A 16,837-nucleotide genomic window follows, 5' to 3' on the forward strand; every position below is an offset into this window, starting at 1 on the left:
GGGGGGGGGGGCCCCGGGGGGGGGTGGGGGGGGGGGGTTTGTGTGTTTGGGGGGGGGGGGGGGGGGGGGGGTGTTGGGGGTGGGGGGGGGGGGGGGGGGGGGGGGGGGGGGCGGGGCGCCCCCCCCCCCCCCCCGCGGCGGCCACAGCCCCACCCACCCGACCAGGAGCGAGCCCATGCAGGCCCCCCTCTACCAGGTCAAGGCAGAGTTCTTCCGTATGCTCGGCCACCCCGTGCGCATCCGGGTGCTGGAACTCCTCCAGCACGGGCCGGTGTCCGTACGGGATCTGCTGGCCGACATCGACATCGAGCCGTCCAGCCTGTCGCAGCAGCTGGCCGTCCTGCGGCGCTCCGGCATCGTCGTGTCCATGCGGGAGGGCTCCACCGTCCGCTACGCGCTCGCGGGGGGAGACGTCGCCGAACTCCTGCGCGCCGCCCGCCGGATCCTCACCGAGCTCCTGGCCGGCCGGAACCAGCTCCTCACCGAACTCCAGCAGGCCGACGCCCCGGTCACCGTGCACACCACGAGGTGACGCCGTCCGGTGCGCCTTCGACAGGCGCGGGGAACTGCGCGACCGGCCACGACGGACCCGCAGCTCCCCACGGTCACGGCCTCGATCAGCGCTTGCCGTTCTTCGGGTCCAGCAGCCCGGCCCGCCGCAGCGCGTCGGCCATCGCGCTGTTGGCCGGCGGGGGCGCCTGCCGCGAGCCGCCGCCCTGCCGCGCGCCCCCGCCCTGCCGCGAGCCGCCGCCCTGGCGCTGCTGCTGCCGCTGCTGGGGCGGGCGACCACCACGCCGGCGGCGGTCACCGCCCTCGCCCTGCTGACCCTGCGCGGCGGCCTCGTCGTCGAGCCGCAGCGTGAGCGAGATCCGCTTGCGGGGGATGTCGACGTCGAGGACCTTCACCTTGACGATGTCGCCGGGCTTGACGACGTCCCGCGGGTCCTTGACGAAGTTCTTGGACATGGCGGAGACGTGCACGAGGCCGTCCTGGTGGACGCCGACGTCGATGAAGGCGCCGAAGGCCGCGACGTTCGTGACGACGCCCTCCAGGACCATCCCGGAGGACAGGTCGGAGATCTTCTCGACGCCCTCCTTGAAGGTGGCCGTCCGGAACGCCGGACGCGGGTCGCGGCCCGGCTTCTCCAGCTCCTTGAGGATGTCGGAGACGGTCGGCAGACCGAACGTCTCGTCCACGAAGTCGGCCGGCCTGAGCGAGCGCAGCACCGACGTGTTGCCGACGAGGGCCGCGACCTCCTGGCCCGAGGACTTCACCATGCGACGCACGACCGGGTACGACTCGGGGTGCACGCTGGAGGAGTCCAGCGGGTCCTCGCCGCCGCGGATGCGCAGGAAGCCCGCGCACTGCTCGTACGCCTTCGGGCCGAGCCGCGCCACGCCCTTCAGCTCCGTACGGGAGGTGAAGGGGCCGTTGGCGTCGCGGTGCGCCACGATGTTCTCCGCGAGGCCGGAGGTGATGCCGGAGACGCGGGCCAGCAGCGGGGCCGACGCCGTGTTGACGTCCACGCCCACGCCGTTGACGCAGTCCTCGACCACGGCGTCCAGCGAGCGCGACAGCTTCACCTCGGACAGGTCGTGCTGGTACTGGCCGACGCCGATCGACTTGGGGTCGATCTTCACCAGTTCGGCCAGCGGGTCCTGCAGCCGGCGCGCGATGGAGACGGCGCCGCGCAGCGACACGTCCATGTCGGGCAGTTCCTGGGAGGCGAAGGCGGACGCCGAGTACACCGACGCGCCCGCCTCGGACACCATCACCTTGGTGAGCTTCAGCTCCGGGTGCCTGGTGATGAGTTCACCGGCGAGCTTGTCGGTCTCGCGCGACGCCGTGCCGTTGCCGATCGCGATCAGCTCGACCGCGTGCTCCCGGGCCAGGCGGGCCAGCTTGGCGAGCGCCTCGTCCCACCTGTTGGCCGGGACGTGCGGGTGGATGACGTCGGTGGCCACCACCTTGCCGGTCGCGTCGATGACGGCCACCTTGACGCCCGTCCGGAAGCCGGGGTCCAGGCCGAGCGTCGCGCGCGTGCCGGCCGGGGCGGCGAGCAGCAGGTCGCGCAGGTTGGCCGCGAACACCCGCACGGCCTCGTCCTCCGCGGCCGTGCGCAGCCGCAGCCGCAGGTCGATGCCCAGGTGCACCAGGATGCGGGTGCGCCAGGCCCAGCGGACCGTGTCCACCAGCCACTTGTCGGCGGCGCGCCCGCGCTCGGCGATCTCGAACCGGTGGGCGACGATGCCCTCGTACGAGGAGGGTCCGTCGGTCGCCTCCTCGGGTTCCAGGACGAGGTCGAGGACGTCCTCCTTCTCGCCGCGCAGCATCGCGAGGATGCGGTGCGAGGGGAGGTCGGTGAACGGCTCGGCGAAGTCGAAGTAGTCGGCGAACTTGGCGCCCGCCTCCTCCTTGCCCTCCTTGACCTTGGCGGCCAGCCGCCCGCGCACCCACATGCGCTCGCGCAGCTCGCCGATGAGGTCGGCGTCCTCCGAGAAGCGCTCGGTGAGGATCGCGCGGGCCCCGTCCAGCGCGGCCTGCGCGTCGGCGACGCCCTTGCCGGCGTCCACGAACGCGGCGGCGGCAGCGAGCGGTTCGACGCTCGGATCGCCGAGCAGCCCCTCGGCCAGCGGCTCCAGACCGGCCTCGCGGGCGATCTGCGCCTTGGTGCGCCGCTTGGGCTTGTAGGGCAGGTAGATGTCCTCGAGCCGGGCCTTGGTCTCGGCCCCGCGGATCTGCGCCTCCAGCTCCTCGGTGAGCTTGCCCTGCTCGCGCACCGAGTCGAGGATCGCGGCCCGCCGCTCCTCCAGCTCCCGCAGATAGCGCAGCCGTTCCTCGAGCGTGCGCAGTTGCGCGTCGTCGAGCATCTCGGTGGCTTCCTTGCGGTAACGGGCGATGAACGGCACCGTCGAACCGCCGTCGAGCAGTTCCACGGCAGCCCGTACCTGCCGCTCCCGTACGCCGAGTTCCTCGGCGATCCTGCCTTCGATGGTCCCGACTGTGCTGGACCCGGGTGTCGTCACGATCCCGTACCGCCTTCTCACTGAGGTTGCGCCGCAATTGTGGCAGGTGGCGCCGACAGACGGGGATCAGGGCGCCGCCCGGCGGGCCGGGGCGGTGCCCGGAAGGGCAGGGTCACGGCGCCACCGCCGGCGCGGCGCGCCGGCCGGCGCCCGGAGCCGGAGTCCTCCCCGCGCCCGTCCCGGCCGCCGCGGCCGGGACAGGCGCGGGCACCCGGTACCGGTCAGCCCTTGCCGATCAGATCCGCCGGGAAGGCACCGGCGACCAGCGCGGCGCCCGCGAAGGCCTTGCCCAGCTCCGTCAGCCGCTCGACGCCCGCCGCCCCCAGGTGCGCGTAGGGGGCCCGGTCCAGCCGGTCCGTCTCCGCCTCGATCTCGGCGCGCAGCATGACGCCCTGCTCGGTCAGCTCGCCGGCCGCGTCGACCAGTCCGCGCTCGCGCAGCCGGCCGCGGGCCGCGTCCCACTCCTCCTGGCTCCAACCGCGGGTGCCGAACACCCACTTCGGTGTCATGCCCTTGCCGGTCGCGGTGTGGGTGACGACGGCCTCCAGACCGTCCAGCTCCGCGGACATCAGGACGGCCACGTGGCCGTCGCCCCGGTGCTCGCGCAGCAGCGTGGCGGCGTGGAAGAGCGCCAGGTGCGGCTCCTCGGGGACGGGCAGGTCGGCGTGGGCGGAGTACAGCGGCCGGGCCGGGCGGGTGCAGGCCTCGGCGGCGCGCAGCGCCAGCCGCGCGGCCTCGGCCATCTCCGCGGACGCCACGGTGTCCTCGCCGAGCAGACGGCGCAGGGTGGAGTCGGCGGCACGCGCGCGTGCGGCGAGCGTCTGCGCGGGCGTGGCGGTATCCCACACGGCGGGCACGTGCCGCGCCACCAGCTCGTACTTGTAGTTGTAGAAGGCCGCCGCCACCGTGCCCGGCCCGACCGGTCCCAGGGCGGCCGCGCGGACGGCGAAGTTGCGGGCCTTGGGGTGGGTGATGCCGAGCGCGTCGAGTTCCCGCCCCAGGTCGGGCGAGAAGTAGTGCGTCGCGTGCAGGGAGTTGAGCACGTTGTGGCAGCGGCGGCCGGCGCGTGCGTCGAGGGCGGCAGTAGTCATGACCGGCAGGCTACCGACTGGTTGGTACGCGGCTCCAGGGGCGGTCGGCCGATGGCAGGAAAGGTGGGGTTCTCGTCATTGCGGCCATCGCGCGGGCCGCCAAGAATCGAAGCCATGCGAACCGTCCTGGTCGTCCTCTTCGACGACGTGCAGAGCCTCGACGTGTCGGGTCCGGTCGAGGTGTTCAACGGCGCCGAGCTGCACTGCCCGGGGACGTACCGGACCCGTACGGTCTCCCGGGACGGCCGGGCCGTGCGCACCTCCAGCGGCCTGACCCTGGTCCCGGACCACTCCTTCGCCGACGCCCCGGCGGCGCACACCCTGCTGGTCCCGGGCGGTGCGGGCACCCGCCACCCCGAGCCGCGGCTGATCGCGTGGCTGCGGGAGCGGGCGCCCCGGGCCGAGCGCCTGGTCTCCGTGTGCACCGGGGCGCTGCTGCTGGCCGAGGCCGGGCTGCTGGAGGGCCGGCGGGTGACCAGCCACTGGTCGGTGTGCGACAAACTCGCCCGCGAGCACCCGGAGGTGCGGGTCGACCCGGACCCGATCTTCGTCCGCGACGGCGACCTGGCCACCTCGGCGGGTGTCACCTCCGGCATCGACCTCGCCCTCGCGCTCGTGGAGGAGGACGCCGGCCGCGACGTCGCCCTGTCCGTCGCCCGCCACCTGGTCGTCTTCCTGCGCCGGCCGGGTAACCAGGCCCAGTTCAGCGCCCAGCTGTCCGCGCAGACGGCGCGGCGGGAGCCGCTGCGCGAGGTCCAGCAGTGGATCACCGAGCATCCCGGCGAGGACCTGTCCGTGGACCGGCTCGCCGCCCGCGTGCGGCTCTCGCCGCGCCACTTCGCCCGCGCCTTCCAGGCCGAGACCGGCATGACCCCGGGCCGCTACGTCGACCGGGTCCGCCTCGAACACGCCCGCCGCCTGCTGGAGGACACCCCCGACGGCATCGAGGAGATCTCCCGCGCCTGCGGCTACGGCACACCCGAGGCGATGCGCCGCGCCTTCGTCCGCACCCTCGGCGCGGCGCCCGCCGAATACCGGCGCCGGTTCCGCCCGGCACCGGCCCACTGAGCACCCACACCCCACAGGGGGAAGCCATGCAGTTCGCGATCGTGCTCTACGACCGCTTCACCGCGTTCGACGCGGTCGGCCCGTACGAGACCCTCGGCCGGCTGCCCGACTCCGAGACCGTGTTCGTCGCCGAGCGGACCGGCCCCGTCCGCACCGACGCCGGGAGCCTCGCGCTCACCGCCGACCGGACCCTGGACGAGGTGCCCCGACCCGACGTCGTGGTCGTCCCGGGCGGCCCGGGGCAGAGCGCGCAGATGGCGAACACCGCGCTCCTGGACTGGATCCGCGGCACCGACCGTACGAGCACCTGGACGACGTCCGTGTGCACCGGCTCCCTGCTGCTCGCCGCCGCCGGGCTGCTGGAGGGCCGCCGCGCGACCTCGCACTGGCTGGCCCTGGACGAGCTGAGGCGGTTCGGCGCCGAGCCCACGGGGGAGCGGGTGGTCGTCGACGGCAAGTACGTCACCGCCGCCGGGGTCTCCTCCGGCATCGACATGGGGCTCGCGCTGCTCGGCCGGATGGCGGGCGACGCCGTCGCCCAGGCCGTGCAGCTGGGCATCGAGTACGACCCGCAGCCGCCCTACGACGCCGGGTCCCCGGCCACGGCGCCGGCGGACGTCGTCGAGCTGATCCGGTCGATGAGCCGGTTCATCCTGGGAAAGGAACCGACCAGGTGAAGCTCGGCCGACGGCGCTCCAGGAAGGCGGCGACTCCTTCCGCGGTGTCGCCGCTGCCGCGCGCCTGCTCGCTCCAGTGGGCGTCCCGGTCGGTGCGCCCGCCGGCGAACTCCTTCGCCGCGGCCTGGGTCAGCTGCGAGCGGGAGGCCAGGACGCGGGTGAACTCCGTGACCCGCTTGGCGAGTTCGCCTTCGGGCAGCACCTCGTCGACCAGGCCGGTGCGCAGCGCCCGTGCGGTGTCGATCAGCTCGCCGGAGAACAGCAGGTACTTCGCGGCGGCCGGGCCCACCAGCGACACCAGCCGCCGGGTGGAGGACGCCGGATAGACGATGCCGAGCTTGGCGGGCGTCACCCCGAACAGGGAGCCCTCCTCGGCGAAACGCAGATCGCAGGCGGCGGCGAGCTGCGAGCCGCCGCCGACGCAGTGCCCGCGCACCGCGGCCAGGGTCGGCTTGGGGAAGGCGGCCAGGGCCTCCTCGGCGCGCACCGCGAGCGTCTGCGCCTCCTCGGGCGAGCTCCGCAGCGTGGAGATGTCGGCGCCCGCGCAGAACGTGCCGCCCTCGCCGGTCAGCACCAGCGCCCGTACGCCCGGATCGGCGGCGAGGGTGTCGAGCAGCGGCGGCAGCGCGGCCCACATCGCGGCCGTCATGGCGTTGCGCTTGGCCGGATGGCGGATGACGACGGTGGCGACCGAGTCGGCGACCTCGTGCTGCAGCTGGGGCTCCATGGGCGGGATGCTAACCGCACCGCCGCGCATGTGATCACGAAGGGCGGGACGAAGGGGACGAGCCCGCCGCCCAAGCCGTACAACCCGAAAAGTTCGCGAAGTCGGCTGCGGGATGACAGGAGCAGTCCCACAACTGACCGTGTCATACGCCAACGGTCATAAACGCTCGATTGGCGCTGACTTCTGTTCAGTCATCCGGAACGGCGCGGGTCGTTACCAACACTCGACGTGTGGTGACAATCGAGCGCGAGGGTGGCGACCTGACGATGGACGACCACGGGCGGGGGGCCTGCCCACGCCCAGCGGGCGGGGCCGAGGGGCCCGGCGACCCGGAGCCGGCGGGCCCGTTGCCGTACGAAGGCGTCTGGCGGTTCACCGCACCCGCCGTCGACGCCTCGGTCCCGCAGGCGCGACACGCCGTGCGCGACCTGCTGTACCGCCAAGGGGTGCCCATCTCCGACGACCTCGTCCACGGCCTGCTGCTGATCGTCTCCGAGCTGGCCACGAACGCCGTCAAGCACGCGGCGCTGCTGTCCCCGGTGCTCGCCGTGGAGGTCGCCGTGGGCGCCGAGTGGGTGCGGGTGTCGGTGGAGGACAACCACCCCTACCGCCCGACCGCCCTGGAGGCCGACCACGCCCGTACCGGCGGCCGGGGGCTGCTGCTGGTGAGCGAGGTCGCCCGGGAGGCGGGCGGCGTCTGCGACGTCGAGCACACCGCGAGCGGCGGCAAGGTGATCTGGGCCGCCCTGCCGCTCAAACCCGTACGCGTGCTGTGAGGATCACCAGCCGGCCGACGGACCGGTCAGCTCCCTGATCGCCGGACGCGCGGCGTCCAGCACCGTCATGAACCACGCCGAGAAGGTGTCCGCGGCGTGCCGCTCCGCCAGCTCGGCGGGACTCACGAACGCGGTCGCGCCCACCTCCTCCGGGTCGGGCCGCAGCGCGGCCTGCACCATCCCGACGAACAGGTGGTTGTACTCCTGCTCCACCAGGCCCGAGGCCGGGTCCGGGTGGTTGTAGCGCACCGTGCCCGCCTCCGCCAGCAGCGACGGGGAGACCCCCAGCTCCTCGTACGTGCGCCGGGCCGCGGCCGCGAAGGGGGACTCGCCGGGGTAGGGGTGGCCGCAGCAGGTGTTGGACCACACGCCGGGTGAGTGGTACTTGCCCAGGGCCCGCTGCTGCAGCAGCAGCCGGCCGTGCTCGTCGAAGAGGAAGACGGAGAAGGCGCGGTGCAGCCGGCCCGGTGGCTGGTGGGCGGAGAGCTTCTCCGCGGTGCCGATCGTGACGCCGTTCTCGTCGACCAGTTCCAGCAGAATCGCGTCAGCGGTGCCGTTCGACGGACTGTGCGTCGCGGTGGCAGGTGTGATCGGCATACCCATCCTTCGCATCGGTCTTCGCGCCCCAAGTGTGCCGCACGAATCCGGCACTCCCGGCACTTCACGGTCGCGCCCGCATGTCCCGCGCACGGCTCGGGCGACGGCCGTCACCGGTAGGAGACCGGGAAGAGGGGCCCGGTGGTTGATCGTGCCCGGTGCGATCGGCGGGGAACCGTCCGGGCGGCGTTGTGAGGCTCAGGACGCGTCCCCGCGCCGGACGGCTGCATTCCGCCCCGGGGGCGCACCACCCGGCTCACCGACGGGCTCCCGCCCGGTGCGCCACGCGGCCCGCCCGGTGCCCGGCGGCGGGGCGCCCCACCTGCCCCGTCACATGCCGTGGTGCAGCCGCCAGCCCTGCCACGCCGACCCGATCATCTCGTGGACCCCGCGCCGTGCGGTCCAGCCGAGCTCCTCGGCGGCCCGGGCGGCCGAGGCGACCGCGCGGGGCGCGTCGCCGGGGCGGCGGGCCTCGACGAGCGGGGCGCGGCGGTCGCCGGTGACCTCGCCGATGACGGTGACCATCTCGCGGACGGAGACGCCCTCGCCGCGGCCGATGTTGACCGTCAGGTCGCCGCGCGCGCCGCCGTCCAGCCGCCGTGCCGCCGCCAGGTGCGCCTCGGCCAGGTCGGCGACGTGGATGTAGTCGCGGACGGCGGTGCCGTCCGGCGTCGGGTAGTCGTCGCCGAAGATCCGCGGGGCGTCGTCGCGGGTGAGCCGGTCGAAGACCATGGGCACGATGTTGAAGACGCCCGTGTCGGCCAGCTCGGGCGCGGCCGCGCCCGCCACGTTGAAGTAGCGCAGGCACGCCGTCGCGATGCCGTGCGCCCGGCCCGCCGCCCGCACCAGCCACTCGCCGGTGAGCTTCGTCTCGCCGTAGGGGTTCACCGGCGCGCACGGGGTGTCCTCGGTGATCAGGTCCACCTCCGGGTTGCCGTAGACGGCCGCCGAGGAGGAGAACACGAACCGCTCGATGCCGGCCTCGGCCGCCGCCTCCAGCAGCGTGGCGAGACCGCCGACGTTCTCCCGGTAGTAGCGCGTGGGCTGCGCCACGGACTCGGCGACCTGCTTGCGCGCGGCGAGGTGGACGACGCCGGTCACCTCGTGCCGGGCGAAGACCCGCTTCAGCAGAGCGCCGTCGAGCGAGGACCCCTCGAGGAGCGGCACGTCGGCGGGCAGCCGCGCGGCGTTTCCGGCCGAGAGGTCGTCGAGCGCGACGACGCGCTCCCCGGCGTCGCCCATGGCCCGCGCCACATGGGCCCCTATGTATCCCGCTCCGCCTGTGATCAGCCATGTCATGGTCGCCCACCCTATGTCGACGGCCCGCGGCGATCCCCAATGTCCCGGATGCCCCTGTTCCGGCCGACGCGGTTTGTGGGCGGGACCCGGGATCCCCGATGATGATCGCGGCAAAGACCGGTGGAGACAGCGTTGATCGGCCCGTTAACGGGCGGTGAACGGCGCTCTCCGAGCATCCGATAACCTCTGCCGACATGCCGCCCGCCTGGTGCAGCCAAGGGGCGTCCCCACCGTGCACATGACCGGCGCCCGCGCGCCGGCACCCAGGGAGTGAGTTCGGTTGTCGACCGCCATCCTCACCGGTCAGCCGGTCCCCGGATCGTCGATCGAGGACGACCTGCGGTCCCTCGGCTTCGACGTCCGGGTCGCCGGCGACGTCGCCGACGCCGAGACGCTCCTGGCCCAGGTCCCCGGTGACCAGCGGGTCGCCGTGGTGGACACCCGCTTCGTCGGCCACCTGCACGCCCTGCGCCTCGGCCTGACCGACCCCCGCTTCCCGCTCGCCGCGGTCTCCGGCGCCGTCACCGCGCAGGCGGCCGGCCGCCAGGCGCTGACCCGGGCCATGGCCCGCGAGAACTCCGCGGGAGGCGGCGCGGCCGTCGCCGTCGGCAACCTCGCCGACCGCATAGCCACCGCCCTCGACGCCGACGGCGCCGCCGTCCACCGACCCGAGCTCGGCAGCCTGGTCGCCGAGGTGCCGGCCGACCCGCAGGCCCGCAACGAGGCCCGGCAGGCCGTCGCCTCCGTCGACGACGAGGCCGTACGCCTGAAGTCGGCCGTGAAGTCCCGCGACGGCTTCTTCACCACGTTCTTCATCAGCCCCTACTCGCGCTACCTCGCCCGCTGGTGCGCCCGCCGGGGCCTGACCCCGAACCAGGTCACCACCGCCTCGCTGCTCACCGCGCTGATCGCGGCGGGCTGCGCGGCCACCGGCACCCGCGCCGGCTACGTCGCCGCGGGCGTCCTGCTGATCTGCTCCTTCGTGCTGGACTGCACCGACGGCCAGCTCGCCCGCTACTCCCTGCAGTACTCCACGCTCGGCGCCTGGCTGGACGCCACCTTCGACCGGGCCAAGGAGTACGCCTACTACGCCGGGCTCGCCCTCGGCGCGGCCCGCGGCGGCGACGACGTATGGGCCCTCGCGCTCGGCGCGATGATCCTGCAGACCTGCCGGCATGTCGTGGACTTCTCCTTCAACGAGGCCAACCACGACGCCACCGCCAACACCAGCCCCACCGCGGCTCTTTCGGGCCGGCTGGACAGCGTCGGCTGGACGGTGTGGGTGCGGCGCATGATCGTCCTGCCGATCGGCGAGCGCTGGGCGATGATCGCCGTCCTCACCGCCGTGACCACCCCGCGCATCACCTTCTACGTCCTGCTCGTGGGCTGCGCCTTCGCCGCGACGTACACCACCGCGGGCCGCGTGCTCAGGTCGCTGACCCGCAGGGCCAGGCGCACCGACCGGGCCGCGCAGGCGCTGGCGGACCTCGCCGACAGCGGGCCGCTCGCCGAGGCGGTGGCGCGCGTCGCCCCCCGCGTCCCGGCGCCGGTGAGCGCCGCGGCCGGCGGGCTCCTCGTGGTGATCTCCGCCGCGGTCTGGGGCGCCGGCTGGCCGACCGTGCTCGGCGCCGTGGCCTACGTCCTGCTCTCCGGCGCCGCCGTCTCCCGGCCGCTGAAGGGCGCCCTGGACTGGCTCGTTCCGCCGTTCTTCCGGGCGGCCGAGTACGGCACCGTCCTGCTGCTCGCGGCCGAATCCGGGGTGAACGGCGTGCTGCCCGCGGCCTTCGGCCTGGTGGCGGCCGTCGCCTACCATCACTACGACACGGTCTACCGCATCCGCGGCAACGCCGGAGCGTCCCCGGCCTGGCTGGTGCGCGCCATCGGGGGTCACGAGGGCCGGACGCTGCTGGTCACCGTCCTCGCCGCGCTGCTCACCGCTTCGCAGTTCAAGGTCGCGCTCACGGTCCTCGCCGTGGCCGTCGCCCTGCTGGTGCTCGTCGAGAGCATCCGCTTCTGGGTGTCCGCTGGGGCGCCCGCCGTACACGACGAAGGAGAACCCGCATGATCGGCCTCGTGCTGGCGGCCGGCGCCGGACGGCGTCTGCGCCCCTACACCGACACCCTGCCCAAGGCGCTGGTGCCGGTGGGGCCCGCGGGCATAGAGGACTCGATCACGGTGCTCGACCTGACCCTCGGCAACTTCGCCGAGATCGGCCTGAGCGAGGTCGCGGTGATCGTCGGCTACCGCAAGGAGGCCGTGTACGAGCGCAGGGCGGCCCTGGAGCGGAAGTACGGCCTGAAGATCACCCTCATCGACAACGACAAGGCCGAGGAGTGGAACAACGCCTACTCCCTGTGGTGCGGCCGTGACGCCCTCAAGGACGGCGTGATCCTCGCCAACGGCGACACCGTGCACCCGGTCTCCGTCGAGAGGACGCTGCTCGCCGCGCGCGGTGACGGCAAGAAGATCATCCTCGCGCTGGACACCGTGAAGGACCTCGCGGACGAGGAGATGAAGGTCGTCGCCGACACCGGCAAGGGCATGACGAAGATCACCAAGCTGATGGACCCCGCCGAGGCCACCGGTGAGTACATCGGCGTCACCCTCATCGAGGGCGACGCGGCCCCCGAACTGGCCGACGCGCTGAAGGCGGTCTGGGAGACCGACCCGCAGCAGTTCTACGAGCACGGGTACCAGGAGCTGGTGAACCGCGGCTTCCGCATCGACGTGGCGCCGATCGGTGACGTCAAGTGGGTCGAGATCGACAACCACGACGATCTCGCCCGCGGACGGGAGATCGCGTGCCTGTACTGACGAGGCTGATTCCCTCACCGGTCGTCGTGGACATCCGCCCGGGTGCCCTCGACGACCTGGCGTGCGTGCTCGCCGACGAACGGATCTCGCAGTCCGGGAAGCTCGCCATCGCCGTCAGCGGCGGTTCGGGCGCCCGGTTGCGCGAGCGGATCGCCCCCTCCCTGCCCGGCGCCGACTGGTACGAGGTCGGCGGCGGCACCATCGACGACGCGGTCCGGCTGGCGAGCGACATAAAGGCCGGCCACTACGACGCGGTCGTGGGCCTCGGCGGCGGCAAGATCATCGACTGTGCCAAGTTCGCCTCGGCGCGCGTCGGCCTGCCCCTGGTCGCCGTCGCCACCAACCTCGCGCACGACGGACTGTGTTCGCCGGTCGCCACCCTCGACAACGACGCGGGACGCGGTTCCTACGGTGTGCCGAACCCGATCGCGGTCGTCATCGATCTCAACGTGATCCGTGAGGCGCCGGTCCGCTTCGTGCGCTCCGGTATCGGCGACGCCATCTCCAACATCTCGGCGGTCGCGGACTGGGAGCTGGCGAACCGGGTCAAGGGCGAGAAGATCGACGGCCTTGCCGCCGCCATGGCCCGGCAGGCCGGCGAGGCGGTGCTCAGGCACCCCGGAGGCGTCGGCGACGACGGCTTCCTGCAGGTGCTGGCCGAGGCGCTCGTCCTCACCGGTATCGCCATGTCGGTGTCGGGCGACTCGCGCCCGTCCTCCGGCGCCTGCCACGAGATCAACCACGCCTTCGACCTGCTCCACCCCAAGCGCGCGGCCGCCCACGGCGAGCAGTGCGGCCTCGGTGCCGCCTTCGCCATGTATCTGCGCGGTGCGCACGAGGAGTCGGCGTACATGGCCGAGGTGCTGCGCCGGCACGGGCTTCCGGTGCTGCCGGAGGAGATCGGCTTCACGGTGGACGAGTTCGTCCGCGTCGTGGAGTTCGCCCCGCAGACCCGGCCCGGCCGCTACACCATCCTCGAACACCTCGACCTGACAACCGACCAGATCAAGGACACATACGCCGACTATGTCAAGGCCATCGGTAGCTGAACTCCGTCCGGTCGTCCACCCCGCAGGGGTCAAGGACCGGCGCAGCGGTGAGCACTGGATGGGGCGCCTCTACATGCGTGAGGTGTCCCTGCGGGTCGACCGCTACCTGGTGAACACCAGGGTCACACCCAACCAGCTCACGTACCTGATGACCGTCTTCGGCGTGCTCGCCGCCCCGGCCCTGCTGGTGCCGGGCATCTGGGGCGCGGTGCTCGGCGTGGTCTGCGTCCAGATGTACCTGCTGCTGGACTGCGTCGACGGCGAGATCGCGCGCTGGAAGAAGCAGTACTCCATGAACGGCGTCTACCTGGACCGGGTCGGCGCCTACCTCACCGACGCGGCCGTGCTGGTCGGCTTCGGGCTGCGCGCCGCGGACCTGTTCGGCAGCGGCCGTATCGACTGGCTGTGGGCGTTCCTCGGCACGCTGGCCGCGCTCGGCGCGATCCTGATCAAGGCCGAGACCGACCTGGTCGGCGTCGCCCGCCACCAGGCCGGGATGCCCCCGGTCAAGGAGGCGGCCGCCGAGATGCGCTCCTCCGGCATGGCGCTGGCCCGCCGGGCCGCCGCCGCGTTCAAGTTCCACCGGCTGATCCTCGGCATCGAGGCGTCGCTGGTGATCCTGGTCCTGGCGATAGCGGACCAGGCGCGCGGCGACCTGTTCTTCTCCCGGCTCGGTGTCGCGGTGATGGCCGCCATCGCGCTGCTGCAGACCCTGCTGCACCTCGTGTCCATCCTGGCCTCCAGCAGGCTGAAGTGAGCGCCATGAAGGTCGGCGCGGTCATCATCACGATGGGCAACCGGCCCGAGGAGCTGCGCGCCCTGCTGGAGTCGGTCGCCAAGCAGGACGGCGAAGCGGTCGAGGTCGTCGTGGTCGGCAACGGCTCGCCCGTGCCGGACGTCCCCGGCGGCGTACGCACCATCGAGCTGCCCGAGAACCTCGGCATCCCCGGCGGCCGCAACGTCGGCATCGAGGCCTTCGGCCCCAGCGGCCGCGACGTCGACGTCCTGCTGTTCCTGGACGACGACGGCCTGCTCGCCGGCCACGACACCGCCGAGCTGTGCCGGCAGGCCTTCACCGCCGACCCGAGGCTCGGCATCGTCAGCTTCCGCATCGCCGACCCCGACACCGGTGTCACCCAGCGTCGGCACGTGCCGCGGCTGCGCGCCGCCGACCCGATGCGCTCCTCCCGGGTGACCACCTTCCTCGGCGGCGCCAACGCCGTCCGCACCCAGGTCTTCGCCGAAGTCGGCGGCCTGCCGGACGAATTCTTCTACGCGCACGAGGAAACCGACCTGGCATGGCGGGCCCTCGACGCGGGCTGGATGATCGACTACCGGTCCGACATGGTGCTGTTCCACCCCACGACCGCGCCCTCGCGGCACGCGGTCTACCACCGCATGGTCGCCCGCAACCGGGTCTGGCTGGCCCGCCGCAACCTCCCGGCGCCCCTGGTCCCGGTGTATCTCGGCGTGTGGCTGCTGCTCACCCTCGTCCGCCGCCCCTCCCGGTCCGCGCTGCGGGCCTGGTTCGGCGGGTTCCGGGAAGGCTGGACCACCCCGTGCGGGCCGCGCAGGCCCATGAAATGGCGTACGGTGTGGCGGCTGACCCGACTGGGCCGGCCTCCTGTGATCTGACAAGCTCTTTCCTGAGAGCGACGCGGGCCCGTCCGGGTCCCGAGCTCCTGCCCGTGTCCGCAGTGGCCGTGCATCCCGAAGACGAAAGTTTCCACCAGTGAGTGAGTCAACGCACGAAGGTACGGTCGCCCTGAGCGCGGCCGTACCGACCGACGAGGGCCTCGCGGCGGGGCAGCTCGCCGCCAAGTACGGCCTGACCGTGAGCGGCGCCCGGCCCTCCCTCGTCGAGTACGTCCGCCAGCTCTGGGACCGGCGTCACTTCATCCTCGCCTTCTCGCGGGCGAAGCTGACCGCCCAGTACAGCCAGGCGAAGCTCGGCCAGGTCTGGCAGGTGGCGACGCCGCTGCTGAACGCGGCCGTGTACTTCTTCATCTTCGGCGTCATCCTGAACGCCAGCCGGGGCATGTCGAAGGACGTCTACATCCCGTTCCTGGTCACGGGCGTCTTCGTGTTCACCTTCACGCAGAGCTCCGTGATGGCGGGCGTGCGTGCGATCTCCGGCAACCTCGGCCTGGTCCGCGCGCTGCACTTCCCGCGCGCCTCCCTGCCGATCTCCTTCGCGCTGCAGCAGCTCCAGCAGCTGCTGTTCTCGATGGTCGTGCTGTTCGCCGTGGCGATCGGCTTCGGAAGCATGCCGGACCTGTCCTGGCTGCTGATCGTCCCGGTGCTCGCGCTGCAGTTCCTCTTCAACGGCGGACTGGCGCTGATCATGGCCCGGGCCGGCGCCAAGACCCCGGACCTGGCGCAGCTGATGCCGTTCATCATGCGTACGTGGATGTACGCGTCGGGCGTGATGTTCTCCATCCCGATCATGCTGGCCGACAAGCCGCAGTGGACGGCGACCGTGCTGCAGTGGAACCCGGCCTCCATCTACATGGACCTGATGCGCTTCTCGCTCATCGACGGCTACGGTGCCGAGAACCTCCCCGACCACGTCTGGGCGGCCGCGGCCGGCTGGGCCGTGCTGGTCGCGCTCGGCGGGTTCCTGTACTTCTGGAAGGCGGAGGAGAGGTACGGCCGTGGCTGAGCAGCGCGACGACCGCACCGGCGAGCGGATTCCCACCGTCATCGCCGACGAACTGCACATCGTCTACCGCGTGCACGGGGCGAAGAGCGGCAAGGGCAGCGCCACCGCCGCCCTCAGCCGCATCCTCAAGCGCGGTGAGGAGCGCGGGGTGCGCAAGGTGCACGCCGTCAAGGGCGTCTCCTTCGTCGCCTACCGCGGTGAGGCCATCGGCCTCATCGGCTCCAACGGCTCCGGCAAGTCGACGCTGCTGCGCGCCATCGCCGGTCTGCTCCCGGCGGAGAAGGGCCGCGTCTACACCAACGGCCAGCCGTCCCTGCTGGGCGTGAACGCGGCGCTGATGAACGACCTGACCGGCGAGCGCAACGTCATATTGGGCGGGCTCGCCATGGGCATGTCCCGCGAGCAGATCAAGGAGCGCTACCAGGGCATCGTCGACTTCTCGGGCATCAACGAGAAGGGCGACTTCATCACCCTGCCGATGCGCACCTACTCCTCCGGCATGGCGGCCCGTCTGCGTTTCTCCATCGCCGCGGCCAAGGACCACGACGTCCTGATGATCGACGAGGCGCTGGCCACCGGTGACCGCAAGTTCCAGAGGCGCTCCGAGGAGCGCATCCGTGAGCTGCGGAAAGAGGCCGGCACGGTGTTCCTGGTCAGCCACAACAACAAGTCGATCCGCGACACCTGCGACCGCGTCCTGTGGCTGGAACGCGGCGAGCTCCGTATGGACGGGCCTACGGACGAGGTCCTCAAGGAGTACGAGAAGTTCACGGGCAAGTAGTCCACCCACGCATGGGCCGACCGGCCCAGCACGCTTCGCGGGGCCCCGCCGGAACTGCTCCGGCGGGGCCCCGCGTCTGCAAAGGAAACGTCAACTCGGTCCCGCCCAAGGAATCTTGACGCCAATCGGTGTGTTGTTGTGATGTGCAGGACACCCCAGGGGAGCACGCTGCGTTGTACAACGTAAGCTGTAGCGGTCCCGAAAGGCGGCAAGTGGGGCGATAATGCGCGACACCCTGAAGCGGGACGGCCGCGCGGACGGCCGCCTGGC

16 protein-coding genes are annotated in these 16,837 nt (G+C 72.5%); 11 read left to right on the forward strand and 5 right to left on the reverse strand.

Annotated features, from left to right (window positions below; all coding sequences use genetic code 11):
• Positions 1-175: 175 nt before the first annotated feature.
• Positions 176-532, forward strand: a complete 357-nt coding sequence (locus ACIRPX_RS36065; RefSeq protein WP_404203240.1) for an ArsR/SmtB family transcription factor — start codon at positions 176-178, stop codon at positions 530-532.
• An 85-nt stretch (positions 533-617) separates the two neighbouring features.
• On the opposite strand, the gene ACIRPX_RS36070 is transcribed toward ACIRPX_RS36065, so the two are convergent.
• Positions 618-3,026, reverse strand: coding sequence for a Tex family protein (locus ACIRPX_RS36070; RefSeq protein ID WP_404203242.1), 2,409 nt, complete (start codon positions 3,024-3,026; stop codon positions 618-620).
• A 221-nt stretch (positions 3,027-3,247) separates the two neighbouring features.
• Positions 3,248-4,117 (reverse strand): hypothetical protein, encoded by an 870-nt coding sequence (locus ACIRPX_RS36075; RefSeq protein WP_404203244.1) that lies wholly within the window; start codon positions 4,115-4,117, stop codon positions 3,248-3,250.
• Positions 4,118-4,231: 114 nt separating this feature from the next.
• Here ACIRPX_RS36075 and ACIRPX_RS36080 point away from each other — a divergent pair, with 114 nt between their 5' ends.
• Complete coding sequence (locus ACIRPX_RS36080; protein ID WP_404203247.1) at positions 4,232-5,185, forward strand: GlxA family transcriptional regulator; 954 nt, start codon at positions 4,232-4,234, stop codon at positions 5,183-5,185.
• 26 nt (positions 5,186-5,211) lie between these two features.
• Positions 5,212-5,862 (forward strand): DJ-1/PfpI family protein, encoded by a 651-nt coding sequence (locus ACIRPX_RS36085; RefSeq protein ID WP_404203249.1) that lies wholly within the window; start codon positions 5,212-5,214, stop codon positions 5,860-5,862.
• Here ACIRPX_RS36085 and ACIRPX_RS36090 read toward each other — a convergent pair.
• Positions 5,834-6,589 (reverse strand): enoyl-CoA hydratase/isomerase family protein, encoded by a 756-nt coding sequence (locus ACIRPX_RS36090; protein ID WP_404203251.1) that lies wholly within the window; start codon positions 6,587-6,589, stop codon positions 5,834-5,836. The two genes, ACIRPX_RS36085 and ACIRPX_RS36090, sit on opposite strands and share 29 nt — an antisense overlap.
• A gap of 266 nt (positions 6,590-6,855) precedes the next feature.
• Between ACIRPX_RS36090 and ACIRPX_RS36095 the strand changes: the two genes are divergently transcribed.
• Positions 6,856-7,365 (forward strand): ATP-binding protein, encoded by a 510-nt coding sequence (locus tag ACIRPX_RS36095; protein ID WP_404203376.1) that lies wholly within the window; start codon positions 6,856-6,858, stop codon positions 7,363-7,365.
• Between the two features lie 3 nt (positions 7,366-7,368).
• Here the strand turns inward: ACIRPX_RS36095 and idi are convergent, their stop codons facing one another.
• Both idi and galE read right to left on the reverse strand, forming a co-directional pair.
• The gene (gene idi / locus ACIRPX_RS36100; protein WP_404203253.1) at positions 7,369-7,962 is read right to left on the reverse strand and encodes an isopentenyl-diphosphate Delta-isomerase; all 594 of its coding nucleotides are present in this window, start codon (positions 7,960-7,962) and stop codon (positions 7,369-7,371) included.
• Between the two features lie 330 nt (positions 7,963-8,292).
• Positions 8,293-9,261 carry a UDP-glucose 4-epimerase GalE gene (gene galE / locus ACIRPX_RS36105; protein WP_404203255.1) on the reverse strand — a complete coding sequence of 323 codons (969 nt, stop codon included), beginning with the start codon at positions 9,259-9,261 and terminating at the stop codon, positions 8,293-8,295.
• Between the two features lie 280 nt (positions 9,262-9,541).
• Between galE and ACIRPX_RS36110 the strand changes: the two genes are divergently transcribed.
• The 7 genes from ACIRPX_RS36110 (at position 9,542) to ACIRPX_RS36140 (ending at position 16,567) form a co-directional block, all read left to right on the forward strand.
• Entirely contained in the window at positions 9,542-11,326 is a 1,785-nt protein-coding gene (locus ACIRPX_RS36110) for a DUF5941 domain-containing protein (protein WP_404203257.1), read from the forward strand.
• Entirely contained in the window at positions 11,323-12,075 is a 753-nt protein-coding gene (locus ACIRPX_RS36115; protein WP_404203259.1) for a sugar phosphate nucleotidyltransferase, read from the forward strand. The genes ACIRPX_RS36110 and ACIRPX_RS36115 overlap by 4 nt, the downstream gene beginning before the upstream one ends.
• A complete protein-coding gene (locus tag ACIRPX_RS36120; protein WP_404203261.1) occupies positions 12,063-13,124 on the forward strand; it encodes an iron-containing alcohol dehydrogenase family protein in 1,062 nt (353 codons plus the stop codon). The genes ACIRPX_RS36115 and ACIRPX_RS36120 overlap by 13 nt, the downstream gene beginning before the upstream one ends.
• Positions 13,102-13,881, forward strand: coding sequence for a CDP-alcohol phosphatidyltransferase family protein (locus tag ACIRPX_RS36125; protein ID WP_404203263.1), 780 nt, complete (start codon positions 13,102-13,104; stop codon positions 13,879-13,881). The genes ACIRPX_RS36120 and ACIRPX_RS36125 overlap by 23 nt, the downstream gene beginning before the upstream one ends.
• 5 nt (positions 13,882-13,886) lie before the next feature.
• Positions 13,887-14,759 (forward strand): glycosyltransferase family 2 protein, encoded by an 873-nt coding sequence (locus ACIRPX_RS36130; RefSeq protein ID WP_404203377.1) that lies wholly within the window; start codon positions 13,887-13,889, stop codon positions 14,757-14,759.
• Positions 14,760-14,856: 97 nt separating this feature from the next.
• On the forward strand, positions 14,857-15,786 hold the full coding sequence (locus ACIRPX_RS36135) for an ABC transporter permease (protein WP_404203265.1): 930 nt from the start codon (positions 14,857-14,859) through the stop codon (positions 15,784-15,786).
• Positions 15,779-16,567, forward strand: a complete 789-nt coding sequence (locus ACIRPX_RS36140) for an ABC transporter ATP-binding protein (protein ID WP_404203267.1) — start codon at positions 15,779-15,781, stop codon at positions 16,565-16,567. Before ACIRPX_RS36135 ends, ACIRPX_RS36140 begins: the two co-directional genes overlap by 8 nt.
• Positions 16,568-16,837: the final 270 nt, after the last annotated feature.

The organism is Streptomyces sp. NPDC101225, assembly GCF_044767585.1.
GTDB lineage: Bacteria > Actinomycetota > Actinomycetes > Streptomycetales > Streptomycetaceae > Streptomyces.

Coding starts and splice junctions, on each gene's coding strand:
- ACIRPX_RS36065 (WP_404203240.1), top strand. CDS start 176: ATGCAGGCCCCCCTCTACCAGGTCAAGGCAGAGTTCTTCCGTATGCTC.
- ACIRPX_RS36075 (WP_404203244.1), bottom strand. CDS start 4,117: ATGACTACTGCCGCCCTCGACGCACGCGCCGGCCGCCGCTGCCACAAC.
- ACIRPX_RS36080 (WP_404203247.1), top strand. CDS start 4,232: ATGCGAACCGTCCTGGTCGTCCTCTTCGACGACGTGCAGAGCCTCGAC.
- ACIRPX_RS36085 (WP_404203249.1), top strand. CDS start 5,212: ATGCAGTTCGCGATCGTGCTCTACGACCGCTTCACCGCGTTCGACGCG.
- ACIRPX_RS36090 (WP_404203251.1), bottom strand. CDS start 6,589: ATGGAGCCCCAGCTGCAGCACGAGGTCGCCGACTCGGTCGCCACCGTC.
- ACIRPX_RS36095 (WP_404203376.1), top strand. CDS start 6,856: ATGGACGACCACGGGCGGGGGGCCTGCCCACGCCCAGCGGGCGGGGCC.
- idi (WP_404203253.1), bottom strand. CDS start 7,962: ATGCCGATCACACCTGCCACCGCGACGCACAGTCCGTCGAACGGCACC.
- galE (WP_404203255.1), bottom strand. CDS start 9,261: ATGACATGGCTGATCACAGGCGGAGCGGGATACATAGGGGCCCATGTG.
- ACIRPX_RS36115 (WP_404203259.1), top strand. CDS start 11,323: ATGATCGGCCTCGTGCTGGCGGCCGGCGCCGGACGGCGTCTGCGCCCC.
- ACIRPX_RS36125 (WP_404203263.1), top strand. CDS start 13,102: ATGTCAAGGCCATCGGTAGCTGAACTCCGTCCGGTCGTCCACCCCGCA.
- ACIRPX_RS36130 (WP_404203377.1), top strand. CDS start 13,887: ATGAAGGTCGGCGCGGTCATCATCACGATGGGCAACCGGCCCGAGGAG.